This window comes from Streptomyces sp. NPDC097619 (assembly GCF_040302735.1).
GTDB lineage: Bacteria > Actinomycetota > Actinomycetes > Streptomycetales > Streptomycetaceae > Streptomyces.
Genome location: NZ_JBEOSD010000134.1, coordinates 1 through 22,635, shown reverse-complemented (window position 1 = coordinate 22,635; position 22,635 = coordinate 1). Strand labels below are relative to the sequence as shown.

General features: G+C 73.2%; 17 protein-coding genes. 12 read left to right on the top strand and 5 right to left on the bottom strand.

Features of this window, described 5'->3' with window-relative positions; genetic code table 11:
* The first annotated feature begins 99 nt into the window (after positions 1–99).
* Positions 100–963, top strand: coding sequence for a bifunctional DNA-formamidopyrimidine glycosylase/DNA-(apurinic or apyrimidinic site) lyase (gene mutM, locus ABTZ17_RS28365; protein ID WP_352198593.1), 864 nt, complete (start codon positions 100–102; stop codon positions 961–963).
* Positions 964–1,015: 52 nt separating this feature from the next.
* Here the strand turns inward: mutM and ABTZ17_RS28360 are convergent, their stop codons facing one another.
* Entirely contained in the window at positions 1,016–1,420 is a 405-nt protein-coding gene (locus ABTZ17_RS28360) for a winged helix-turn-helix transcriptional regulator (protein WP_352198592.1), read from the bottom strand.
* 143 nt (positions 1,421–1,563) lie between these two features.
* On the opposite strand from ABTZ17_RS28360, the gene ABTZ17_RS28355 reads away from it, so the two are divergent.
* Complete coding sequence (locus ABTZ17_RS28355; protein ID WP_352198591.1) at positions 1,564–2,163, top strand: flavodoxin family protein; 600 nt, start codon at positions 1,564–1,566, stop codon at positions 2,161–2,163.
* 105 nt (positions 2,164–2,268) lie between these two features.
* Here ABTZ17_RS28355 and ABTZ17_RS28350 read toward each other — a convergent pair whose 3' ends face one another.
* The gene (locus ABTZ17_RS28350; RefSeq protein ID WP_352198590.1) at positions 2,269–3,147 is read right to left on the bottom strand and encodes a CAP domain-containing protein; all 879 of its coding nucleotides are present in this window, start codon (positions 3,145–3,147) and stop codon (positions 2,269–2,271) included.
* A 144-nt stretch (positions 3,148–3,291) separates the two neighbouring features.
* Here ABTZ17_RS28350 and ABTZ17_RS28345 point away from each other — a divergent pair, with 144 nt between their 5' ends.
* The 4 genes from ABTZ17_RS28345 to ABTZ17_RS28330 all read left to right on the top strand — a co-directional run bounded on the left by ABTZ17_RS28345 (position 3,292) and on the right by ABTZ17_RS28330 (position 9,776).
* A complete protein-coding gene (locus ABTZ17_RS28345) occupies positions 3,292–3,573 on the top strand; it encodes an acylphosphatase (protein ID WP_352198589.1) in 282 nt (93 codons plus the stop codon).
* Positions 3,574–3,931: 358 nt separating this feature from the next.
* Positions 3,932–4,144 (top strand): hypothetical protein, encoded by a 213-nt coding sequence (locus ABTZ17_RS28340; RefSeq protein ID WP_352198588.1) that lies wholly within the window; start codon positions 3,932–3,934, stop codon positions 4,142–4,144.
* Positions 4,145–4,373: 229 nt separating this feature from the next.
* Positions 4,374–8,117 (top strand): AAA family ATPase, encoded by a 3,744-nt coding sequence (locus ABTZ17_RS28335; protein WP_352198587.1) that lies wholly within the window; start codon positions 4,374–4,376, stop codon positions 8,115–8,117.
* Between the two features lie 228 nt (positions 8,118–8,345).
* Positions 8,346–9,776, top strand: a complete 1,431-nt coding sequence (locus ABTZ17_RS28330) for a sugar porter family MFS transporter (protein ID WP_352198586.1) — start codon at positions 8,346–8,348, stop codon at positions 9,774–9,776.
* Between the two features lie 44 nt (positions 9,777–9,820).
* Here ABTZ17_RS28330 and ABTZ17_RS28325 read toward each other — a convergent pair whose 3' ends face one another.
* Positions 9,821–10,816, bottom strand: a complete 996-nt coding sequence (locus ABTZ17_RS28325) for an LLM class flavin-dependent oxidoreductase (protein WP_352198585.1) — start codon at positions 10,814–10,816, stop codon at positions 9,821–9,823.
* Between the two features lie 70 nt (positions 10,817–10,886).
* On the bottom strand, positions 10,887–12,341 hold the full coding sequence (locus ABTZ17_RS28320) for a cytosine permease (RefSeq protein ID WP_352198584.1): 1,455 nt from the start codon (positions 12,339–12,341) through the stop codon (positions 10,887–10,889).
* A gap of 142 nt (positions 12,342–12,483) precedes the next feature.
* Here ABTZ17_RS28320 and ftsY point away from each other — a divergent pair, with 142 nt between their 5' ends.
* Positions 12,484–13,704, top strand: coding sequence for a signal recognition particle-docking protein FtsY (ftsY, locus tag ABTZ17_RS28315; RefSeq protein ID WP_352198583.1), 1,221 nt, complete (start codon positions 12,484–12,486; stop codon positions 13,702–13,704).
* 136 nt (positions 13,705–13,840) lie between these two features.
* Here the strand turns inward: ftsY and ABTZ17_RS28310 are convergent, their stop codons facing one another.
* The gene (locus ABTZ17_RS28310) at positions 13,841–14,518 is read right to left on the bottom strand and encodes a bifunctional DNA primase/polymerase (RefSeq protein WP_352198582.1); all 678 of its coding nucleotides are present in this window, start codon (positions 14,516–14,518) and stop codon (positions 13,841–13,843) included.
* A 360-nt stretch (positions 14,519–14,878) separates the two neighbouring features.
* On the opposite strand from ABTZ17_RS28310, the gene nsdA reads away from it, so the two are divergent.
* The 5 genes from nsdA to ffh all read left to right on the top strand — a co-directional run bounded on the left by nsdA (position 14,879) and on the right by ffh (position 22,587).
* The gene (nsdA, locus tag ABTZ17_RS28305; RefSeq protein WP_352198581.1) at positions 14,879–16,360 is read left to right on the top strand and encodes a transcriptional repressor NsdA; all 1,482 of its coding nucleotides are present in this window, start codon (positions 14,879–14,881) and stop codon (positions 16,358–16,360) included.
* 261 nt (positions 16,361–16,621) lie between these two features.
* On the top strand, positions 16,622–17,968 hold the full coding sequence (locus tag ABTZ17_RS28300; protein ID WP_352198580.1) for an ammonium transporter: 1,347 nt from the start codon (positions 16,622–16,624) through the stop codon (positions 17,966–17,968).
* A complete protein-coding gene (locus ABTZ17_RS28295) occupies positions 17,965–18,303 on the top strand; it encodes a P-II family nitrogen regulator (RefSeq protein ID WP_352198579.1) in 339 nt (112 codons plus the stop codon). Before ABTZ17_RS28300 ends, ABTZ17_RS28295 begins: the two co-directional genes overlap by 4 nt.
* Positions 18,304–18,380: 77 nt before the next feature.
* Positions 18,381–20,864 carry a [protein-PII] uridylyltransferase gene (locus ABTZ17_RS28290; RefSeq protein WP_352198578.1) on the top strand — a complete coding sequence of 828 codons (2,484 nt, stop codon included), beginning with the start codon at positions 18,381–18,383 and terminating at the stop codon, positions 20,862–20,864.
* A 157-nt stretch (positions 20,865–21,021) separates the two neighbouring features.
* Positions 21,022–22,587 (top strand): signal recognition particle protein, encoded by a 1,566-nt coding sequence (ffh, locus tag ABTZ17_RS28285; protein WP_352198577.1) that lies wholly within the window; start codon positions 21,022–21,024, stop codon positions 22,585–22,587.
* Positions 22,588–22,635: the final 48 nt, after the last annotated feature.

The window sequence follows — 22,635 nt, the reverse complement described above, 5'->3', positions numbered from 1 at the left end:
GGTGCGGGGCGGCGTCCTTTCCGTTTCCGGGGGCCCGTTAGGGTGGCCCCGGGCCGACCCGCGGCCCCGCATCCCCGTACCGCCGAAGGAGACGCCACCGTGCCCGAGCTGCCCGAGGTCGAGGTCGTACGCCGCGGGCTGGAGCGCTGGGTCGCGGGCCGCACCGTGGCCGCCGTGGAGGTCCTGCACCCCCGGGCCGTACGCCGGCACCCCGCGGGCGGGGCGGATTTCGCCGCCCGGCTGACCGGAGCGGTGATCGCCGCTCCGATGCGGCGCGGCAAGTACCTCTGGCTGCCCCTGGAGGGCCGCGGCCAGTCGGTGCTCGGGCACCTCGGGATGAGCGGCCAGCTGCTGGTGCAGCCGGAGGGCGCCGCCGACGAGAAGCACCTGCGGATCCGGGTCCGCTTCGCCGACGAGGCGGGCACCGAGCTGCGCTTCGTGGACCAGCGGACCTTCGGCGGGCTGTCCCTCCACGACACCGTCGAGGGCAGCGCGGACGGGCTTCCCGACGTGATCGCCCACATCGCCCGGGACCCCCTGGACCCGCTCTTCGACGAGGAGTCCTACCACCGGGCGCTGCGCGCCAAGCGGAGCACCGTCAAGCGGGCCCTGCTGGACCAGTCCCTGATCAGTGGGGTCGGCAACATCTACGCCGACGAGGCGCTGTGGCGGTCCCGGCTGCACTACGAGCGGCCCACCGCCGGCCTGGCGCGGGCCCGGAGCGCCGAGCTGCTGGGGCACGTGCGCGAAGTGATGGAGGCCGCGCTCTCCGTCGGCGGCACCAGCTTCGACAGCCTCTACGTCAACGTGAACGGGGAGTCGGGCTACTTCGACCGTTCGCTCGACGCCTACGGCCGGGAGGACGAGCCCTGCCGCCGCTGCGGCACGCCGATCCGTCGCCGTCCGTGGATGAACCGGTCCAGCTACTTCTGCCCGCTCTGCCAGCGCGCGCCCCGCGCCTGACGGTCCGCCGGGGGCGGGTCCGTCGAACGGGTCCGCCGGGTATCGGCGCTGGTCAGTCCGTGGTGACGGGGGAGGGGCGGGCGGCGTCGTACTGCTCGCGGGCCGCCATCACCTCGGGCATGGCCGCCTCCAGGGAGTGGATCAGCGAGAGCAGCCGCTCGGCGACCCCGTGGCCGAGCGCGGTCAGTTCGTAGTCGACCCGTGGCGGGTTCACGGGCTGGGCCTCGCGGTGCACCAGTCCGTCCCGTTCCAGGGCGTGCAGCGTCTGGGAGAGCATCTTCTCGCTGACCCCGTCCACGCGGCGGCGCAGTTCGTTGAACCGGCAGGCGCCCTCGTGGAGCGCGGTCAGGGTGAGCGTGCCCCAGCGGCCGGTCACGTGCCCCAGGGTCTCCCGGGAGGGACAGGTCCGCGCGAAGACGTCGAACGCCAGGTCGTCGGTGTGGGGGGAGCCGTCCATGTTCCCGAGGATACTCCCGCGCAGATGTTCCAGTAAGCGCTCACCAAAAGTTTGCGCTATCCAAAAGTTAGTGCTTTCCTTCTGGGAGTGCTCGACGGCCCCTGCCGACGGGCGGCCCGAGCGTTCCCGAGGAGAGAACCACCATGAGCAACCCCCACGCCCCCGTCGTCTCGATCGCTTACCACTCCGGCTACGGGCACACCGCCGTCATCGCCGAAGCCGTCCGCGACGGCGCCCTGGACGCGGGCGCGACCGTCCACCTGATCAAGGTCGACGAGATCGACGAGGCCCAGTGGGCGCTCCTCGACGCCTCTGACGCCATCGTCTTCGGCTCGCCCACCTACATGGGCACCGCCTCCGGCGCCTTCCACGTCTTCGCCGAGGCCACCTCCAAGCGCTGGTTCGCCGACGCCTGGCAGGACAAGCTGGCCGCCGGGTTCTCGAACTCGGGCTCCAAGAGCGGGGACAAGCTCCACACCCTCCAGTACTTCCAGACCCTCGCCGCGCAGCACGGCATGAGCTGGGTGAACCTGGGCCTCAAGCCCGGGTGGAACTCCACCACCGGCTCCGAGAACGACCTCAACCGCCTCGGCTTCTTCTCCGGCGCGGCCGCGCAGAGCAACTCCGACGAGGGTCCCGAGGGCGTGCACAAGGCGGACGTCGCCACCGCCGAGCACCTGGGCCGCCGCGTCGCAGAGACCGCCCGCGTCTTCGCGGCCGGCCGTGCGGCGCTGGCCGCCTGAGTCCGTCCCGTACTCCGCCCCCGGGCGGGAGACGCGCGAAGGCCCCGCCGGGCACTGCCCGGCGGGGCCTTCCGCTTACCGTCCCGCGGTCCGCGTCGGGGCGGACTAGAAGCCGAAGTCCTGGGTCCACCAGGGGCCCCCGGAGGCGAAGTGGACGCCCACGCCGAGGGTGCGGAAATCGCAGTTGAGAATGTTTGCGCGGTGCCCGGGGCTGTCCATCCAGGAGGCCATCACGGCCTCCGCGTCGGCCTGTCCGCGGGCGATGTTCTCGCCGCCCAGGCCGGATATCCCGGCCTTCGAGGCGCGGTCCCAGGGGTTCGCGCCGTCCGGGTCGGTGTGGTCGAAGAAGCCCCGCTCGGCCATGTCCTTGCTGAAGGCCCCGGCGAGCGCCGCCAGCGGCGGGTTCTGCCGGACCGGGCGGCAGCCGGCCGCGGCCCGCTCCTGGTTCACCAGGGCGAGGACCGCCGCCTCCGCGCTGTCGCCGGACGGGGCCCGCGGGGGCTCCGGCTCGGCGGTCGGTCGGGCCGTGGTCCGCACCGGCTCGGGGGCCCGGGTGCTCGGCGCCGGGGCGGGCGCCGCCTTGGTGGGCGCGGCCTTCGAGGGGGTGGGCGCGGGGGTCTTCGAGGCGCCGGCCGTGGGCTTCGGCTTCGCGGACGGGCTCTTCGACGGCGCGCCCCCGCTCCGGCGCTCGGCGCCCGAAGGGGCGGTGGAGGCCGCGCTGTCGGTCAGGCTCTTCAGGCCCCCGGTGCCGCCCTGGGCCTCCGTCCGCCCCTGTGGATCGGCCTTCGCCCCGACGGCGCTCCGCGCCTTCGGCTCGGCGCTGCTCCCGCCGAGGGCGAAGTTCCCCCCGACCGGCACCAGCCCGGAGGCCACGGCCACCACGCCCAGGGCCGCCGCGGCGGTCACGCCGAGGAGGCCGGTGCGGACGGGCGCGGGGCGCTTGCCCTTGCCGCGGCGCGGCGCGGTGCTTCGGTGGCGACCCATGGGCGGTGCCCTCCTGGCGGTGCGGACTGTTGCAAGATCAACGTTTACTCACCCAAACGGATGAGCTCATTGAGGCGCGACTGTACGCCATGTGGCAAGGGGGGCGGGGCGGGTCCCCGGGAACCGTCCCGTTAGCGTTCATGCATGAGTGAAGACGTACGCATGACCGCCTGGGTGCGCGGTCGTGTGCAAGGAGTGGGCTTCCGCTGGTTCACCAGGGAGAACGCCATGACCATCGGGGGCCTCGCCGGATTCGCCCTCAACCTCGACGACGGCCGGGTACAGGTGGTGGCCGAGGGTCAACGTGAGAATTGCCACCGGCTGCTGGACTGGCTCCGCTCCGACGGCACGCCCGGGCGCGTGGACGGGGTCACGGAGATATGGGGCGAGCCGCGCGGCGGCTACGAGGGCTTCGCCATCCGCTGACCAGGCGTGACCGGTGACGACACCCGTCCGGCCCCGACAGGGGCCGGACGACGCCCGGACCACACCGTTCACCGCGGCCACACGTGATGTTGCCGGGGGCTACGCGCGGTGGAAGCCTGGAGGGGGAAACGATCAGCCCATGGACCGGGGAGGCCCCGGAAATCCGGCGATACGGGGCGTGATCGTGTTGACCGTCAAACTTTTTGGTGAGACGCTGGAAGCCCCGCGCATCCTGGCTGTTTGGCAGTGTCGGCAAAAGAACCGCAGCCACACACGGACACTGTCGGACACCGCGGGTGCGAATCCCTCACGACCCACACCGCTTCGGTCGGTCACTCAGTGTGGAGGACCATCCATCATGGCAAAGGCGCTTCTCGGTTACGTCGGCGGTTCCGACCCGCGACTCCTCGCCGAGATGCGACGGCTTCAGCAGCGCGTCCAGGACCTCGAGTCCGAGCTCGGACGGATCCAGTCCGAGAACGACGCGTTGACCGCCGCCGCTCAGCACGGAGAATCGCTGCTGGACAGCATCGACATCGACGTACCCCAGGCGGAGCCCGCGCTCACCTGATCGGCGCTCGAAACTCGACACCACTTCAGCAGGACCTGCAAGGGACGCTCCGGCGTCCCTTCTCTCTTTCCTCTTTCTGCCCGCCCCCTGCTTCTCCCCTGCTCCCGGCCCTTCATGCCCACCGCGCACGGCCGGCTTTCGCCCGGACGGGTCCCCGTGACCCGTTGATCCTTGATCTGCCCTGCACCTTCACGGGTGAAACCGGACCGGAGAGGTAGAGTCCGGCTGCGTGCACCTCAAGGCCCTCACGCTCCGCGGATTCAAATCCTTCGCCTCCGCCACCACCCTCCGCTTCGAACCCGGCATCACCTGTGTCGTGGGCCCGAACGGTTCGGGGAAGTCCAACGTGGTGGACGCGCTGTCCTGGGTGATGGGGGAGCAGGGGGCCAAGTCGCTGCGGGGCGGGAAGATGGAGGACGTCATCTTCGCCGGGACCACCGGGCGGCCCCCGCTGGGCCGCGCGGAGGTCTCGCTCACCATCGACAACTCGGACGGCGCGCTGCCCATCGAGTACGCCGAGGTCACCATCACGCGGATCATGTTCCGCGGGGGCAGCAGCGAGTACCAGATCAACGGCGACACGTGCCGGTTGCTGGACATCCAGGAGCTCCTCTCCGACTCCGGCATCGGTCGCGAGATGCACGTGATCGTCGGTCAGGGCCAACTGGACTCCGTCCTGCACGCCGATCCGATGGGCCGTCGTGCCTTCATCGAGGAGGCGGCCGGCGTCCTCAAGCACCGCAGGCGCAAGGAGAAGGCCCTGCGCAAGCTGGACTCGATGCAGGCCAACCTCGCCCGCGTCCAGGACCTCACCGAGGAACTGCGCCGCCAACTCAAGCCCCTCGGCCGGCAGGCCGCGGTGGCCCGTCGGGCCGCCGTGATCCAGGCCGACCTGCGCGACGCCCGGCTCCGGCTGCTCGCCGACGACCTGGTGGCCCTGCGCGCGGCCCTGCACACCGAACTCGCCGACGAGGCCGCGCTGAAGGAACGCAAGGAGGCCACCGAGGCGCGCCTGCGCGAGGCCCAGGCCCGGGAGGCGGAGCTGGAGACGGCCGTCCGCGAGCTGGCCCCGCGGCTCCGGCGCGCCCAGCAGACCTGGCACGAACTCTCCCAGCTGGGCGAACGCGTCCGCGGCACCGTCTCCCTGGCCGAGGCCCGGGTCCGCAGCGCCGGTGCCCCCGCGGAGGAGGAGCGCCGCGGCCGCGAGCCCGAGGACCTGGAACGGGAGGCCGGCCGGATCCGGGAACAGGAGGCCGAACTGGCCGCCGCCCTGGAGGCCGCCGAGGAGGCCCTGTCCGCCGCGGTCGCCGAGCGCTCCGGACTGGAGGACGCCCTCGCGACCGAGGAACGGCGCCTGCGCGACCTGGCCCGCGCCCTCTCCGACCGTCGCGAGGGACTGGCCCGGCTCTCCGGTCAGGCCGCCGCCGCCCGCTCCCGGGCCGCCGCCGCGGAGGCCGAGATCGGCCGGCTCGCCCAGGCCCGCGACGCGGCGGCCGAACGCGCCGCCGCCGCCCAGGAGGAGTACGAGGACCTGGCCGCCGAGGTGGCCGGACTCGACGCGGAGGGCGGCGACCTCGGCGGGGAACTCGACGGGGCCCGCGCCGCGCTCGCCGCCGCCGAGACCGCACTGGCCTCGGCCCGCGAGGAGGCCACGGCCGCCGACCGGTCCCGCGCCGCCGTCGCGGCCCGCCGCGAGGCCCTGTCCCTCGGTCTGCGCCGCAAGGACGGCACCGGCGCGCTGTTGGCCGCCCGCGACCGGCTGACCGGCCTGCTCGGTCCCGCCGCGGAACGGCTCCGGGTCACCCCCGGCCACGAGGTGGCCGTGGCCGCCGCTCTCGGCGCCGCCGCCGACGCCCTGGCGGTGGCCTCTCCGGAGGACGCCGTCGCCGCGATCCGTCATCTGCGCGCCACCGACGGCGGCCGCGCCGCCTTCCTCACCGCCGCCGTCGCCCCCGCCGAGGTCCGCGCCGTCGCCTCCACCGGCACCGCCGTGTCGCCGGCCGGTCCGGGCGGGGAGCGGGTGACCGCGGCCCTGCCCGAGGCCCGGCCCGCCGCTCCGGCCGCCGTGACCGCCCCCGGCGGATCCGGCCGGCCCGGTGCGGAGCCGATGGGGGCCGGGGCCCGGCCGACCGTCCCCGGACAGGCCGCGGCCGCCGGGCCGGAGCGGGGCGCCCCCCTGCCCGTGGCCGGCCTGGTCCGGTCCGAGGACGGACTGACCGACGCGCTCGCCGAGGTGTTGAAGGACCACTGGGTGGTCGCCGACCTCGACGCCGCGCGGGACCTGCTGCGGGAGCGGCCCGGCGCCGTGGCCGTGACCGCCGACGGGGACCTGCTGGGCGCGCACTTCGCGCAGGGCGGCGCCGCCGGCGCCCCCAGCCTGCTGGAGGTCCAGGCCGCGGTGGACGAGGCCGGGGCGGAGCTCGACCGGCTGGCCGGCCGCTGCGCGGAACTGGCCGCGGCCCAGGAGGAGGCGGCGGACCGACGGGCCGGGGCGGCCCGCCTGGTGGAGGAGCTGGGCGAGCGGCGCCGGGCTGCGGAGCAGGCCCGCTCCGGGGTGGCTCAGCAGCTCGGACGGTTGGCGGGCCAGGCCCGCGGGGCGGCCGGGGAGGCCGAGCGCACCGCGGCGGCGGTGAGCCGGGCCGAGGAGCAGCTGGAGAACGCCCTCGCCGAGGCGGAGGAGCTGGCCGAACGGCTGCTCAGCGCCGAGGAGCTGCCGCACGACGAGGAGCCCGATCCCGCGGAGCGGGACCGGCTCGCCCTGGACGGGGCCCGGGCCCGGCAGACCGAGATGGAGGCCCGCCTCCAGATGCGCACCCACGAGGAGCGGGTCAAGGGGCTGGCGGGACGGGCCGATTCCCTGGACCGGGCGGCCCGGGCCGAGCGCGAGGCCCGGACCCGCGCGGAGCGCCGTCGGGCCCGCCGGGCGCACGAGGTCGAGGTGGCCGGGGCGGTGGCGGACGGGGCCCGGCAGCTGCTGGCGCACCTGACGGTCTCCGTGGGGCGGGCGGAGGCGGAACGGTCCGCCGCGGAGGCCGCCCGGGGCACCCGGGAGCTGGCTCTGGGGGAGGAGCGGTCCCGGGGCCGCGACCTCACGGCCGAACTGGACAAGCTGACCGACTCGGTGCACCGGGGCGAGGTGCTGGGGGCGGAGAAGCGGCTGCGGATCGAGCAGCTGGAGAGCCGGTCCCTGGAGGAGCTGGGCGTGGAACCCGCCGCGCTGGTCGCCGAGTACGGGCCCGAGCAGCCGGTGCCGCCCTCGCCGGCGGCCGAGGGCGAGGAGCTGCCGGAGGATCCGGAGCACCCGCGGAACCGGCCGGGCCCCTTCGTGCGCGCGCAGCAGGAGAAGCGGCTGAAGGCCGCCGAACGGGCGTACCAGCAGCTCGGAAAGGTGAATCCGCTGGCCCTGGAGGAGTTCGCGGCCCTGGAGGAGCGCCACCGCTTCCTGAGCGAGCAGCTGGAGGACCTCCGGCGGACCCGCGCCGACCTGCTTCAGGTCGTGAAGGAGGTGGACCAGCGCGTGGAGCAGGTCTTCACCGAGGCGTACCGGGACACCGCCCGCGAGTTCGAGGGGGTGTTCTCCCGGCTCTTCCCCGGTGGTGAGGGTCGGCTGGTGCTGACCGATCCCGACAACATGCTGACCACCGGGGTGGACGTGGAGGCCCGCCCGCCGGGCAAGAAGGTCAAGCGGTTGTCGCTGCTCTCCGGCGGCGAGCGCTCGCTGACGGCCGTGGCCCTGCTGGTCTCCATCTTCAAGGCGCGCCCCAGCCCCTTCTACGTGATGGACGAGGTGGAGGCCGCGCTGGACGACACCAACCTCCAGCGGCTGATCGGGATCATGCGGGAGCTCCAGGAGAGCTCGCAGCTGATCGTGATCACCCATCAGAAGCGGACCATGGAGGTGGCGGACGCCCTGTACGGCGTCTCCATGCAGGGCGACGGGGTCTCCAAGGTGATCAGCCAGCGGCTGCGCTGAGCGCGGGTGGTGCGGCGCCCTCTTCGATCCTTCTGTTCAAGACTTGAACGAATGGATCGGAGGAGTGGGGGTAGAAGCGGCTGAATGGTGGAATGAACCTCCCTCACCCCAGGGTCTTGACTTTATGAATTGAACACATAGGCTCGCTCCGCTGTCTCCCGCCTCCGGTGGTGCCCGATCTTGACCTGTGCGCCACTGGGAGGACGGACGAACCCCACGGAGCACACCTTGACCAGTGCAGCGCAGGCACCGGCCCCGGGATCCGGGTCCTCTTCGCAGCCGGACCACCTCGGCCACGTCATCTTCATCACCGCGGCCGCCGCCATGGGCGGCTTCCTCTTCGGCTACGACAGTTCCGTCATCAACGGCGCGGTCGAGGCCATCCGGAGCCGCTTCGACATCGGTTCCGAGGCCCTGGCCCAGGTGATCGCGGCGGCCCTGATCGGCTGCGCCATCGGAGCGGCGACGGCGGGCCGGATCGCGGACCGGATCGGCCGGATCCGCTGCATGCAGATCGCGTCGGTCCTCTTCACCGCCAGCGCGATCGGTTCCGCCCTGCCGTTCGCCCTGTGGGACCTGGCCATGTGGCGGGTCATCGGCGGCTTCGCCATCGGCATGGCCTCCGTGATCGGCCCCGCCTACATCGCGGAGGTCTCCCCGCCCGCCTACCGCGGCCGGTTGGCCTCCTTCCAGCAGGCCGCCATCGTCATCGGCATCGCCATCTCCCAGCTGGTGAACTGGGGCATCCTCAACCTCGCCGACGGCGACCAGCGCGGCAAGATCGGCGGCCTGGAAGCCTGGCAGTGGATGCTCGGCGTGATGGTGGTCCCCGCCGTCCTCTACGGACTGCTCTCCTTCGTCATCCCCGAGTCCCCGAGGTTCCTCATCTCGGTCGGACGCACCGCACGGGCCAAGGAGGTCCTCGCCGAGGTCGAGGGCGCCGGCACCGACCTCGACGCGCGCGTCGCGCAGATCGAGTCCGCCATGCGCTCGGAGCACAAGCCGTCCTTCCGCGACCTCCTGGGCGGCCGCTTCGGCTTCCTGCCGATCGTGTGGATCGGCATCGGCCTCTCCGTGTTCCAGCAGCTCGTCGGCATCAACGTGATCTTCTACTACAGCTCCTCGCTGTGGCAGTCGGTCGGCATCGACCCGAGCAGCTCGTTCTTCTACTCCTTCACCACCTCGATCATCAACATCATCGGCACCGTGATCGCGATGGTGTTCGTCGACCGCATCGGCCGCAAGCCGCTCGCCCTCATCGGCTCCGCGGGCATGGCGGTCTCCCTGGGCCTGGCCGCCTGGGCCTTCTCCTACAAGAAGGACACGGGCGGGGACATCTCGATGCCCGAACTCCAGGGCACCATCGCCCTGGTCGCCGCGCACGCCTTCGTCCTCTTCTTCGCGCTCTCCTGGGGCGTGGTGGTGTGGGTGCTGCTCGGCGAGATGTTCCCCAACCGGATCCGCGCCGCCGCCCTCGGCGTGGCCGCCGCCGCCCAGTGGGTGGCGAACTGGGTCATCACCGTCACCTTCCCCACGCTCTCCGACTGGTCGCTCTCCGGGGCGTACGTCATCTACACCGTCTTCGCCGTGCTCTCGATCCCCTTCATCCTCAAATGGGTGCCGGAGACCAAGGGCAAGGCGCTGGAGGAGATGGGGTAACCACCCCCGCCGCGCCCCGCTCCTCGTACGCGTGCCGCCCCGGCTCAGCCCTCCCGGGCCCCGAGCCGGGGCAGCACGCGTTCGCACAGCAACTCCAGGCTGCGCCGCCCCTCCTCCAGGGGCATGCCCCCGCACAGCGGGTGCAGCACGAGGTTCCCGGCCTCGCCCACCCGACGGGCGTGGTCCACGGCCTCCTCCGGGGTGAGGATCCGGTAGACCCCCTCGGCCCGCAGCTCCGCCACCGTCGTGGCCCGCGAGCGCACGGCCGAGGTGATGTCCTTCGACTGCCAGGAGGCGTAGGTGGCCGCCTCGTGCAGGAAGTGCCCGCCGTACAGCGCCCAGGCCCGGTCCGGGTCCTCCGCGATGTGCAGCAGCGGGGTCTCGGCCGCGGGCATCATGCAGAAGCCCTCGGTGCCGTATTCGGCCAGCCGCTCCTGGTAGTACGCCTCCAGCTCCGGCAGGTGCGCACTGGGGAAGAAGGGGAGCCCCAGCCGGGCCGCCCGGCGGGCCGCCGCCTTCGAGCTGCCGCCCACGAGCAGCAGCGGGTGCGGTCGGGTGAAGGGCGTCGGGGTGACCCGTACCGTGCGTCCCCGGAACTCGAACGGCTCACCGGTCCACGCCTTCAGCAGGGTCTCCAGGAGCTCGTCCTGCAGTCTGCCGCGGCGCCCCCATTCCACCCCGTGCTGCTCGTACTCCTCGGGCCGGTAGCCGATCCCCGCGACGGTGACCAGGCGGCCCCCGCTCAGCAGGTCCAGCACCGCCACGTCCTCCGCCACCTTCAGCGGATCGTGCAGCGGGCCGATCACCGCCGAGACCGTCACCGCGATCCGCCGGGTGGCCCCGAAGACGGCCGCGGCGAAGGCGAAGGGGGAGGGCAGCCAGTTGTTGTCCGTGCCGTGGTGCTCCTCGGTCTGCACGGTGTCGATGCCGTGCTCGTCGGCGTACCGGGCCATCTCCAGGGCGGCCCGGTACCGGGCCGACAGGGTCTCGGGGGTGCCGTGCGGATCGACGAGGTTGAACCGGGCCACGGTGATGGGCATGGGGAATCCCCCTTCGCTGGGCGGGCGGGCCGGGCGGGCCGGGCGAAGGGGGAGGCTAGCTGACGGAGCGTCAGTCGGCCAGGGCTCCGACCGTCCGCTCCCGCCGGCCGGACCCGGTGGGCTCCGCGGGCTCGGCGGGCGCGGTCCGCGGCAGTACGGCGTACAGCAGGGCGGAGGTGAGGATGCCGGTCGCCCAGCCCAGGCCGTTCCGGCCGATCCAGGTGTCCGCCAGCGGGCCGCCGAACCAGTCCACGCGCGTGAACAGCAGGCCCACGACCAGGGCCGCCGCCCAGGCGGTCATCGCCTGCCAGGCGAAGCCGCCCCGGTACCAGTACGCGCTGGAGGGGGTGGTGTCGAGCAGGGCCTCGGCGTCGTAGGTGCGGCGGCGCAGCATGTCCACGCCGAAGACGCCGATCCACGCGGAGAAGGCCACGGCCAGCAGGGTGAGGAAGGAGATGAAGGAACCGAAGAAGCTCGTGGCCACCACCATCAGCAGGAAGCCGAAGACGAGGCTGATCACGGCGTTCACACTGACCGCCCAGGCCCGCGGCACCTTGATGCCCAGCGTCTGCGCGGTGAACCCGGCCGAGTACATGGACATCGAGTTGATCAGCAGCATCCCGACCAGCGCGATCAGCAGGTACGGGACCGCGATCCAGGTCGGCAGCAGCTCGCCGATGAAGGAGACCGGGTCCTGGGCGGTGGCCAGGTCCGGGGTCCCCACCGCCATGACGGCGCCCATCAGGACCATCGGCAGCACGACCACCCCGGCCCCGCCGACCGTCGCCCCGACCATCCCCTTGGAGGAGGCGGTGCGCGGCAGGTAGCGGGTGAAGTCCGGGCCCGAGGGGACCCAGCTGATGCCGCCCGCGGCGATCGTGCCGATGCCCGCGACCATCATCGCGGTGGAACCGGCGGGCTTGTCGAAGACCGCCGACCACTCGGTGGTGACCAGCAGATAGCCCAGGACGAGCACGCTGAACGCCCCGAACAGGTACGTGGACCACTTCGAGCAGACCCGCAGGGCGTTGATCCCCAGCCCCGACACCAGGAAGGTGCAGCCCACGAAGAGCAGCAGGGTCACCACGATCAGCGGGGTGCTGCTCTCGATGCCGAACAGCAGGTCCAGCACCGTGAGGAGGGCGTAGGCCCCGCTCACCGCGTTGATGGTCTCCCAGCCCCAGCGGGCGATCCAGATCAGGGCACCGGGGAAGAGGTTGCCGCGCTGCCCGAAGACCGCCCGTGACAGGGCCATGCCCGGGGCGCCCCCGCGCTTGCCCGCGATGGAGATCAGTCCGACGATCCCGTAGCTGAGCACGGGCGCCGTCACGGCGACCACCAGGACCTGCCAGATGTTCAGCCCGTTGGAGATCACCAGGCCCGCGCCCATGGTCAGCAGCAGCACGCTGATGTTCGCCGCCACCCAGGTCGGCACCAGCTCGCGGACCCGGCCGGTGCGCTCGGCGTCCGGGACGGGCTCCAACCCGCGGGTCTCTATCGCGCCGTCGGCAGGCTCGGCAGACATGCATGCTCCGTAAAAGGGGAGAGTGTGGGGATTCGCCCATCATCGTAGATTTCGCACGAAAAGAACAAACAGAGGCTTCCGGCCTTGGAGGAAGGTCCAGCCTCCCGGCTCCCGCGCGACCGTGGCCGATACTGGTCGGGTTATGGACATCCTCATCCTTGCTGTAGTCATCGCCCTGGTCGCGGTCGGCGCGATCAGCGGGCTCGTGATCAGCGGCCGCAAGAAGAAGCAGCTGCCGCCCACGGCGCCGCCCAGCACGCCGACCATCACCGCCCCGCCCGCCGAACCCCGCGTGGGGGAGGACGCCGCACCGACGGCGGAGGAACCGCGCCGCACGATCGAAGAGGTCGAGCTCCCCGGCGCCGGGACCACCGCACCGGAGGCCGAGGCCCCCGAAGCCGCCCCCGAGGCCCCGGCCGCCCCCGAGATCGAGGTCCCCGAGCCCACCGCCGGCCGACTGGTCCGGCTCCGGGCCCGCCTCGCCCGCTCCCAGAACTCCCTGGGCAAGGGTCTGCTCACGCTGCTCTCCCGCGAGCACCTCGACGAGGACACCTGGGAGGAGATCGAGGAGACCCTCCTCACCGCCGACGTCGGCGTGGTCCCCACCCAGGAGCTCGTCGAGCGCCTCCGCGAGCGGGTCCGCGTGCTCGGCACCCGCACCCCCGACGAGCTGCGCACCCTCCTGCGCGAGGAGCTCGTCGCCCTCATCGGCCCCGACGTCGACCGCGCCGTGAAGACCGAGAGCGGCCTCGACACCCCCGGCGTGGTCATGGTCGTCGGCGTCAACGGCACCGGCAAGACCACCACCACCGGCAAGCTGGCCCGGGTGCTCGTCGCCGACGGCCGCAGCGTGGTCCTCGGCGCCGCCGACACCTTCCGCGCCGCGGCCGCCGACCAGCTCCAGACCTGGGGCGACCGGGTCGGTGCCCGCACCGTCCGCGGTCCCGAGGGCGGGGACCCGGCGTCCATCGCCTTCGACGCGGTCAAGGAGGGCATCGCCGAGGGCGCCGACGTGGTCCTCATCGACACCGCGGGCCGGCTCCACACCAAGACCGGCCTCATGGACGAGCTCGGCAAGGTCAAGCGCGTCGTCGAGAAGCACGGCCCGCTGGACGAGGTCCTCCTCGTCCTCGACGCCACCACGGGTCAGAACGGCCTCGTCCAGGCCCGGGTCTTCGCCGAGGTCGTGGACATCACCGGCATCGTGCTGACCAAGCTCGACGGCACCGCCAAGGGCGGCATCGTCATCGCCGTCCAGCGCGAGCTCGGCGTCCCCGTCAAGCTCGTCGGCCTCGGCGAGGGCCCCGACGACCTCGCCCCCTTCGAGCCGGAGGCGTTCGTCGACGCCCTGATCGGGGACTGACACCCGCACCCGCGTACGGCGGTCCCGTACGCGGCACCCACACGGGAGGGGCCGGACGATCCACGTCGTCCGGCCCCTCCGTCGTATCTTCGCCCCGCCCGCGTCCGCTCCCGCCCCCGACACGGCACCAGGCGCGCTACGCCTCCTGGAGGCCGAAGCGATGGCACACGTACGCGAGCGTGCCCAGCAGCAGCCGGGCCTGCGGGGGCGCGCCCGCCGTGTCCAGCGACGGGGGACGCAGCCAGTGGACCGGCCCCAGGCCCCCGCGGTCGGAGGGCGGAGCCGTCACGAACGAGCCGGCGCCCAGCGCCCGCAGGTCCAGGTCCGCGTCGTCCCAACCCATCCGGTACAGCAGCTGCGGCAGCTCGGCTGCGGCCCCGGGGGCCACGAAGAACTGCGCCCGGCCGTCCGGCGTGACGGTCACCGGTCCCAGCGGCAGTCCCATCCGCTCCAGCCGGACCAGCGCCCGCCGGCCCACCTCCGCGGCCACCTCGATCACGTCGAAGGAACGTCCCGCCGGAAGCATCACCGCGGCCCCCGGGTACTCGCCCCAGGCATCCGTGACCTCGTCCAGCGTGGCCCCGGCGGGCACCACCGCCGCGAACTCCAGCGGATGGGAGCCGGGGGCCGGGCACCGCGCCTCCCCGCAGGAGCACCGGCGCGTACCGGCGGCGGCACGCGCCCCCGGGACGGCGTCCCAGCCCCACAGTCCGGTGTACTCCGCCACCGCCGTGCACTCCGACATCCGGCCGCGGCGCCGAGAGCCGGACCGGACCTCCTTGGTCCCCCGGCTACTGCCGATCGTGAAGCCCATGCCCCCTCCAACGGGTCGAACTCGCCGGTGGTTACGAGCCGATGCCCTCCGGGGCCGCGGGCAGGACCCGCTCCGCCCGGCGCACTCCATCGCCGCGCGCGCCCCGGCGCACTCCGCTCCGCCAATTGCTCGTGGTGCTGTGTCAAGTGAATCGGACGCGGCCGGTGGCGAGTTCATTCAAAGGGGTGGCGAATGGTGGCGATTCAGGAATCGACCTCCCCGGAGGGGTGATCGTAGGATTACTTTCGGTGCACGGGACCCGGCGGAGGGCGCATCCTTGGGTATGCCGGAGGCAAGGTGTCGTGCCGGTGCCCGCTGTGGCGGCGGGTGTTCCGAGGCGGAGCGGATGGGGGCATTCCAGTGAGCGGGAACGGCGCAGGCGGCGCAGGCGGTCCGGTCGCCGAGAAGCGCCCCAACGAGCAACTGACCTCGTGGTTCGTCCGCAGCGGGTGGTCCAAGGGCGAGCTCGCCCGCCAGGTCAACCGCCGCGCCCGACAGCTCGGCGCGCACCACATCAGCACCGACACCTCACGGGTCCGGCGCTGGCTCGACGGGGAACAGCCCCGCGAACCGATCCCGCGGATCCTCTCCGAGCTCTTCTCCGAACGCTTCGGGGCCGTCGTCGCCGTCGAGGACCTCGGGCTGCGCACCGCCCACCAGTCCCCGTCCGTCTCCGGGGTGGACCTGCCCTGGGCCGGCCCCCAGACCGTCGCCCTCCTCAGCGAGTTCTCCCGCAGCGACCTGATGCTGGCCCGCCGGGGCTTCCTCGGCACCTCCCTCGCCCTCTCCGCCGGCCCCGCCCTCATCGAGCCCATGCAGCGCTGGCTCGCGCCCGTCCCGCCCGCCGACCCGGCCACGGAGCCCACCGGGCCCGTCGGCCGCCGCTCGCAGCTCTCCGGCCCCGAACTCGACCTCCTCGAAGCCACCACGGTCATGTTCCGCCAGTGGGACGCCCAGTGCGGCGGCGGGCTGCGCCGAAAGGCCGTGGTGGGTCAGCTCCACGAGGTCACCGACCTCCTCCAGGAACCGCACCCGGCCGCCACCTCGAAACGCCTCTTCAAGGTCGCCGCCGAACTGGCCGAACTGGCCGGTTGGATGAGCTACGACATCGGCCTCCACCCCACCGCCCAGAAGTACTTCGTGCTCGGCCTGCACGCCGCCAAGGAGGCCGGGGACAAGCCCCTGGGCTCGTACATCCTCTCCAGCATGAGCCGACAGATGATCCACCTGAGCCGGCCCGACGACGCCCTGGAGCTCATCCACCTGGCCCAGTACGGCAGCCGGGACTGCGCCGGGCCCCGGACCCAGGCCATGCTGTATGCGATGGAGGCCCGCGCCTACGCCAACATGGGTCAGCCCAGCCGCTGCCGCCGCGCCGCCCGGATGGCCGAGGACACCTTCGCCGACCTCGCCTTCGGCGCCGAGCCCGAGCCCGACTGGATCCGCTTCTTCTCCGAGGCCGAGCTCAACGGCGAGAACTCCCACTCCTTCCGGGACCTCGCCTACGTGGCCGGCCGCAGCCCCACCTACGCCTCCCTCGCCGAACCCGTCATGCGCCGGGCCGTCACCCTCTTCGAGAAGGACGCCGAGCACCAGCGCTCCTACGCCCTCAACCTCATCGGCCTGGCCACCGTCCACCTCCTCCAGCGCGAACCGGAACAGGCCGCCGTCCTCGCCGACCAGGCCATCACCGTGGCCAGGAGCATCCGCTCCGAACGGGTCAACACCCGGATCCGCAAGACCGTCGACACCGCCGTCCGCGAGTACGGGGACGTGGCCGAGGTCGTCCGGCTCACCGACAAGATCGTCTCCCAGCTCCCCGAATCGGCCGCGGCCGGCTGACCCCCGCCGGGGGCCCCGGGGCACCGCCCCGACACCCCCGGCCCCCGCCCCGGCCCCTCCCGCGCGCCCATGCACCCGTTCATGGGCGCGTAACACGTCGGACCTCTTCGTCACCCCCGCGAAACACCGTGCGGCACCACCGGAAACCGGCCTACGCGAATCTCAGGGCCCATAACCGGCCACCCAGGCCGGAAGCCTTGCGCCGCTCAGGTTTCCCACGATCGCCCGCACAGCGCTCGTACCGACGACGAGGAGACGCCGATGGCCCCAGCCATCACGACCCTGGCAGCAGACGCCCCCGAGCTGTCTGCCGCCAACACCGGGTTCATGCTCATCTGCTCCGCCCTGGTCATGCTGATGACCCCGGGCCTCGCCTTCTTCTACGGGGGCATGGTCCGGGTCAAGAGCAGCCTCAACATGCTCATGATGAGCTTCATCAGCCTCGGGATCGTCACGGTCCTCTGGGTGCTCTACGGGTTCAGCCTGGCCTTCGGCACCGACTCGGCCTCCCTCATCGGCTGGTCCTCCGAATACGTCGGGCTCAGCGGCATCGGCCTCACCGAACTCTGGGACGGCTACACCATCCCGGTGTACGTCTTCGCCGTCTTCCAGCTGATGTTCGCCGTCATCACCCCCGCCCTCATCAGCGGCGCCCTCGCCGACCGCGTGAAGTTCAGCGCCTGGGCCCTCTTCACCGCCCTCTGGGTCACCGTCGTCTACTTCCCCGTGGCCCACTGGGTCTGGGGCGCCGGCGGCTGGCTCTTCGAGATGGGCGTCATCGACTTCGCGGGCGGCACCGCCGTCCACATCAACGCGGGCGCCGCCGCCCTCGGCGTCATCCTCGTCATCGGCAAGCGGGTCGGCTTCAAGAAGGACCCCATGCGCCCGCACAGCCTCCCGCTGGTCATGCTCGGCGCGGGCCTCCTCTGGTTCGGCTGGTTCGGCTTCAACGCCGGCTCCTGGCTCGGCAACGACGACGGCGTCGGCGCCGTCATGTTCCTCAACACCCAGGTCGCCACCGCCGCCGCCATGCTGGCCTGGCTCGCCTACGAGAAGATCCGCCACGGCGCCTTCACCACCCTCGGCGCCGCCTCCGGCGCCGTCGCCGGACTCGTCGCCATCACCCCCTCCGGCGGCTCCTGCTCCCCGCTCGGCGCCATCGCCATCGGCGCGATCGCCGGTCTGCTCTGCGCCATGGCGGTCGGCCTCAAGTACAAGTTCGGCTACGACGACTCCCTCGACGTGGTCGGCGTCCACCTCGTCGGCGGCATCGCCGGCTCCCTCCTCGTCGGCTTCTTCGCCACCGGCGGCGTCCAGTCCGAGGCCGCCGGACTCTTCTACGGCGGCGGCCTGGAACAGCTCGGCAAGCAGGCCGTGGGCGTCTTCGCCGTCCTGGCCTACTCTCTGGTCGCGTCCGCGGTGCTCGCCTTCCTCCTGGACCGGACGATCGGCATGCGGGTCACCGAGGACGAGGAGGTCTCCGGCATCGACCAGGTCGAGCACGCCGAGACCGCCTACGACTTCAGCGGCGCGGGCGGCGGAGCCGCACCCCGCGGGACCACCCTGCCCGCCCCCGCCGCCACGCCGACCAAGAAGGTGGACGCATGAAGCTCATCACCGCCGTCGTCAAGCCACACCGGCTCGACGAGATCAAGGAAGCCCTCCACGCCTTCGGAGTCCAGGGCCTCACCGTCACCGAGGCCAGCGGCTACGGCCGGCAGCGCGGGCACACCGAGGTCTACCGCGGCGCCGAGTACACCGTCGACCTCGTCCCCAAGATCCGCATCGAGGTCCTCGTCGACGACACCGACGCCGAGGAACTCATGAACGTCCTGGTCAGCGCCGCCCGCACCGGAAAGATCGGCGACGGCAAGGTGTGGAGCCTCCCCGTCGACTCCGTCGTCAGGGTCCGCACCGGAGAACGCGGCGCCGACGCCCTCTGACACGGAACGGGGCCGTGCCGAACGGCACGGCCCGAGGGCACCGGACCGACCCCCACCGCACACCACGGGAGCACTGGGTGACGAGCGTCGAACCGACCACGACCGGACATGACGACCCCGGACCCAGCGGCTACGCCGCGGCCCGGCTGCGGCTCCTCAGACAGGAGCCGCAGTTCGGGCCCGCCCGGCGTTCCGGCCTGGCCGCCCTCACCGACGACTGGCTGGCAGCCCTCTTCGGCACCGCCACCGCCGAGACCGGCGTCCGCGGCGCCGCCCTCGTCGCCGTCGGCGGCTACGGCCGCGCCGAACTCTCCCCCCGCAGCGATCTCGACCTGCTCCTCCTCCACGACGGCAAGGCCGACCCGGCCGCCCTCGCCGCCCTCGCCGACCGCCTCTGGTACCCCGTCTGGGACCTCGGCCTCGCCCTCGACCACTCCGTCCGCACCCCCGCCCAGGCCCGCCGGACCGCCGCCGAGGACCTCAAGGCCCACCTCGGCCTCCTCGACGCCCGGGCCCTCGCCGGCGACCTCGGCCTCGTCGCGGCCCTGCGCACCGCCGTCCTCGCCGACTGGCGCAACCAGGCCCCCCGCCGCCTCCCCGAACTGCTCGCCCTCGGCCGCGAACGCGCCGAGCGCGCCGGAGAGCTCCGCTTCCTCCTCGAACCCGACCTCAAGGAGGCCCGCGGCGGCCTCCGCGACATCACCGCCCTGCGGGCCGTCGCCGCCTCCTGGATCGCCGACGCCCCCCGCGAGGGCCTGGCCCGCGCCCACCGCACCCTCCTCGACACCCGCGACGCCCTCCACCTCGCCACCGGCCGCGCCGTGGACCGCCTCTCCCTCCAGGACCAGGACCAGGTCGCCGCCGGACTCGGCCTGCCCGACGCCGACACCCTGCTCCGCTCCGTCTACGAGGCCGCGGGCGTCGTCTCCTACGCCGGGGACACCACCTGGCGCGAGGTCGGCCGGGTGCTCCGGGCCCGCTCCGCCCGCCCCCGCCTGCGCGGCCTCCTCGGCCACCGCGCCGCCACCCCGGAACGCGCCCCGCTCGCCGAGGGCGTCGTCGAGCAGGACGGGGAGGCCGTCCTCGCCCTGGCCGCGCGCCCCGAACGCGACCCCGTCCTCCCGCTCCGCCTCGCCGCCGCCGCGGCCCAGGCCGGACTCCCCGTCTCCCCGCACGCCGTCCGCCGCGCCGCACAGGCCGCACCGCTGCCCGTGCCCTGGCCCGCCGAGGCTCGGGAACAGCTCCTGACGCTGCTGGGCGCCGGCGAACCGGCCGTACCGGTCTGGGAGGCGCTGGAGGCGGAAGGTCTGATCAGCCGGATCCTGCCGGTCTGGGAGCGGGTCCGCTGCCGGCCGCAGCGCAACCCCGTCCACACCTGGACCGTGGACCGCCACCTCGTCGAGACCGCGGTCCGGGCCTCCGCCCTCACCCGCCGCGTCGGCCGCCCCGACCTCCTCCTCATGGCGGCCCTCCTCCACGACATCGGCAAGGGCCTGCCCGGGGACCACTCCGAGGCCGGGGAACCCCTCGCCGTCGAAGCGGCCGCCCGGGTCGGGTTCGGCCCCGCCGACACCGCCGTCCTGGGCACCCTGGTCCGCCACCACCTCCTCCTCATCGAGACCGCCACCCGCCGCGACCTCGACGACCCCGCCACCGTCGGCACGGTGGCCGAGGCGGTCGGCTCCACCGACACCCTTGAACTCCTCCACGCCCTCACCGAGGCCGATGCCCTCGCCACCGGCCCCGCCGCCTGGAGCGCCTGGCGGGGCTCGCTCGTCGCCGACCTGGTCCGCCGCACCGCGGCCGTGCTCGGCGGTCGACCCCCCGCCGACCCGGCCGGACACGGGGCCGCGCCCACGGCCGAACAGGAGCGGCTGGCCGTGGAGGCGCTGCGCACCGGCGAGCCCGTGCTCGCCCTTCGCGCCCGCACCGAGCCGGATCCGCGGGCCGCGGCGGCCGCCGACGCCGGGGAGGCCGTCTCGGGAGAGGGCACCGACACCGTGGGGGTGGAGCTCACCCTCGCGGTGCCCGACCAGCCCGGGGTGCTGCCCGCCGCCGCCGGCGTCCTCGCCCTGCACCGGCTCACCGTCCGCGCCGCCGACCTGCGCTCCCTGGAGCTTCCCGACCGGCTCGGCGAGGTGCTGGTGATGCGCTGGCGGGTCGCGGCCGAGTACGGCTCGCTGCCGCAGGCCGCCCGGCTCCGCGCCGACCTGGTCCGGGCCCTGGACGGCAGCCTCGACGTGCCCGCCCGGCTCGCCGACCGCGAGGCCGCCTATCCGCGGCGGCGCGGCACCGTGCCCCCGCCGCCCCGGGTGGCGGTGGTCCCGGAGGTCTCCGCCCTGGCCACCGTCCTGGAGGTGCGCGCCCCCGACGCCGTGGGTCTCCTCCACCGGATCGGCCGGGCCCTGGAGACCGGTGGGGTACGGGTCCGCAGCGCCCACGTCTCCACCCTCGGCGCCAACGCCGTGGACACCCTCTACGTCACCACGCCCGAGGGGAAACCCCTGGAACCGGCCGAGGCGACGGCCCTCGCCGAGACCGTCCGCGAGGCCCTGTCCTGACCCTCCGGACCCCCGGTCCCGGCCGCGTCCGGCCCGGACCGGGCGGTCCGTCGGCGAGCCCGCGCCATCGGATCCGGTGGGCGAGGCCGGATCGCGTCCGGGGCCGGATACCCTGGTGGGCGACCACCCGTCCCCGAACCGAGGAATCGCGACCACCGTGTTCGATACGCTTTCCGACCGCCTCAGCGCGACTTTCAAGAGCCTTCGCGGCAAGGGCCGCCTGAGCGAGGCCGACATCGACGCGGCGGCCCGGGAAATCCGTATCGCGCTGCTCGAAGCCGATGTCGCGCTCCCCGTCGTCCGGTCCTTCATCGCCAACGTCAAGGAGCGGGCCCGCGGGGCCGAGGTCTCCAAGGCGCTCAACCCGGCGCAGCAGGTCCTCAAGATCGTCAACGAGGAGCTCGTCGGGATCCTCGGCGGCGAGACCCGCCGGCTGCGGTTCGCCAAGACCGCCCCCACCGTGATCATGCTCGCGGGCCTCCAGGGTGCCGGTAAGACCACCCTCGCCGGAAAGCTCGGCCTCTGGCTCAAGGGCCAGGGCCACAGCCCGCTGCTGGTGGCCTGTGACCTCCAGCGCCCCAACGCCGTCAACCAGCTCAGCGTGGTCGCCGAGCGCGCCGGCGTGGCCGTCTACGCCCCGCAGCCGGGCAACGGCGTCGGTGACCCGGTCCAGGTCGCCAAGGACTCCATCGAGTACGCCCGCACCAAGCAGTACGACGTGGTCGTGGTCGACACCGCCGGTCGCCTCGGCATCGACGCCGAGCTGATGCAGCAGGCCGCCGACATCCGCGACGCCGTCAGCCCCGACGAGATCCTCTTCGTCGTCGACGCCATGATCGGTCAGGACGCGGTCAACACCGCCGAGGCCTTCCGGGACGGCGTCGGCTTCGACGGCGTGGTCCTCTCCAAGCTCGACGGCGACGCCCGCGGTGGTGCCGCGCTCTCCATCGCGCACGTCACCGGCAAGCAGATCATGTTCGCCTCGAACGGCGAGAAGCTCGACGAGTTCGACGCCTTCCACCCGGACCGCATGGCGGGCCGGATCCTCGACATGGGCGACATGCTCACCCTGATCGAGCAGGCCGAGAAGACCTTCTCGCAGGCCGAGGCCGAGAAGATGGCGGCCAAGCTCGCCAAGGGCCCCAAGGAGTTCACGCTCGACGACTTCCTGGCCCAGATGGAGCAGGTCCGCAAGATGGGCTCCATCTCCAAGCTGCTCGGCATGCTGCCCGGCATGGGGCAGATCAAGGACCAGATCAACAACATCGACGAGCGGGACGTGGACCGGACCGCCGCCATCATCAAGTCGATGACCCCGGCCGAGCGCCAGGACCCGACGATCATCAACGGCTCCCGTCGCGCCCGCATCGCCAAGGGCTCCGGCGTCGAGGTCAGCGCCGTCAAGAACCTGGTCGAGCGCTTCTTCGAGGCCCGCAAGATGATGTCCCGCATGGCCCAGGGCGGCGGGATGCCCGGCATGCCGGGGATGCCGGGCATGGGTGGCGGCGCCGGCCGCCAGAAGAAGCAGGTCAAGCAGGCCAAGGGCAAGCGCAAGAGCGGCAACCCGATGAAGCGCAAGGCCGACGAGGCCGCCGCCGCCGCCCGCCGCGAGCAGGGCCCGGCCACCCCCGAGCTGCCCGCCGGCGGCGCCTTCGGCCTCCCCGGCGCCCAGCCCGGCAAGGACTTCGACCTCCCCGACGAGTTCAAGAAGTTCATGCAGTAGGACGCACCCGCAGCACGCGCGAAGGGCCCCCGCACACCCGCGGGGGCC

Excerpts from the sequence above, each read along its gene's own strand:
- ABTZ17_RS28360 (WP_352198592.1), bottom strand. The coding sequence starts at position 1,420 with ATGGACGGCTCCCCCCACACCGACGACCTGGCGTTCGACGTCTTCGCG.
- ABTZ17_RS28355 (WP_352198591.1), top strand. The coding sequence starts at position 1,564 with ATGAGCAACCCCCACGCCCCCGTCGTCTCGATCGCTTACCACTCCGGC.
- ABTZ17_RS28350 (WP_352198590.1), bottom strand. The coding sequence starts at position 3,147 with ATGGGTCGCCACCGAAGCACCGCGCCGCGCCGCGGCAAGGGCAAGCGC.
- ABTZ17_RS28345 (WP_352198589.1), top strand. The coding sequence starts at position 3,292 with ATGAGTGAAGACGTACGCATGACCGCCTGGGTGCGCGGTCGTGTGCAA.
- ABTZ17_RS28340 (WP_352198588.1), top strand. The coding sequence starts at position 3,932 with ATGGCAAAGGCGCTTCTCGGTTACGTCGGCGGTTCCGACCCGCGACTC.
- ABTZ17_RS28325 (WP_352198585.1), bottom strand. The coding sequence starts at position 10,816 with ATGCCCATCACCGTGGCCCGGTTCAACCTCGTCGATCCGCACGGCACC.
- ABTZ17_RS28320 (WP_352198584.1), bottom strand. The coding sequence starts at position 12,341 with ATGTCTGCCGAGCCTGCCGACGGCGCGATAGAGACCCGCGGGTTGGAG.
- ftsY (WP_352198583.1), top strand. The coding sequence starts at position 12,484 with ATGGACATCCTCATCCTTGCTGTAGTCATCGCCCTGGTCGCGGTCGGC.
- ABTZ17_RS28310 (WP_352198582.1), bottom strand. The coding sequence starts at position 14,518 with ATGGGCTTCACGATCGGCAGTAGCCGGGGGACCAAGGAGGTCCGGTCC.
- ABTZ17_RS28300 (WP_352198580.1), top strand. The coding sequence starts at position 16,622 with ATGGCCCCAGCCATCACGACCCTGGCAGCAGACGCCCCCGAGCTGTCT.
- ABTZ17_RS28295 (WP_352198579.1), top strand. The coding sequence starts at position 17,965 with ATGAAGCTCATCACCGCCGTCGTCAAGCCACACCGGCTCGACGAGATC.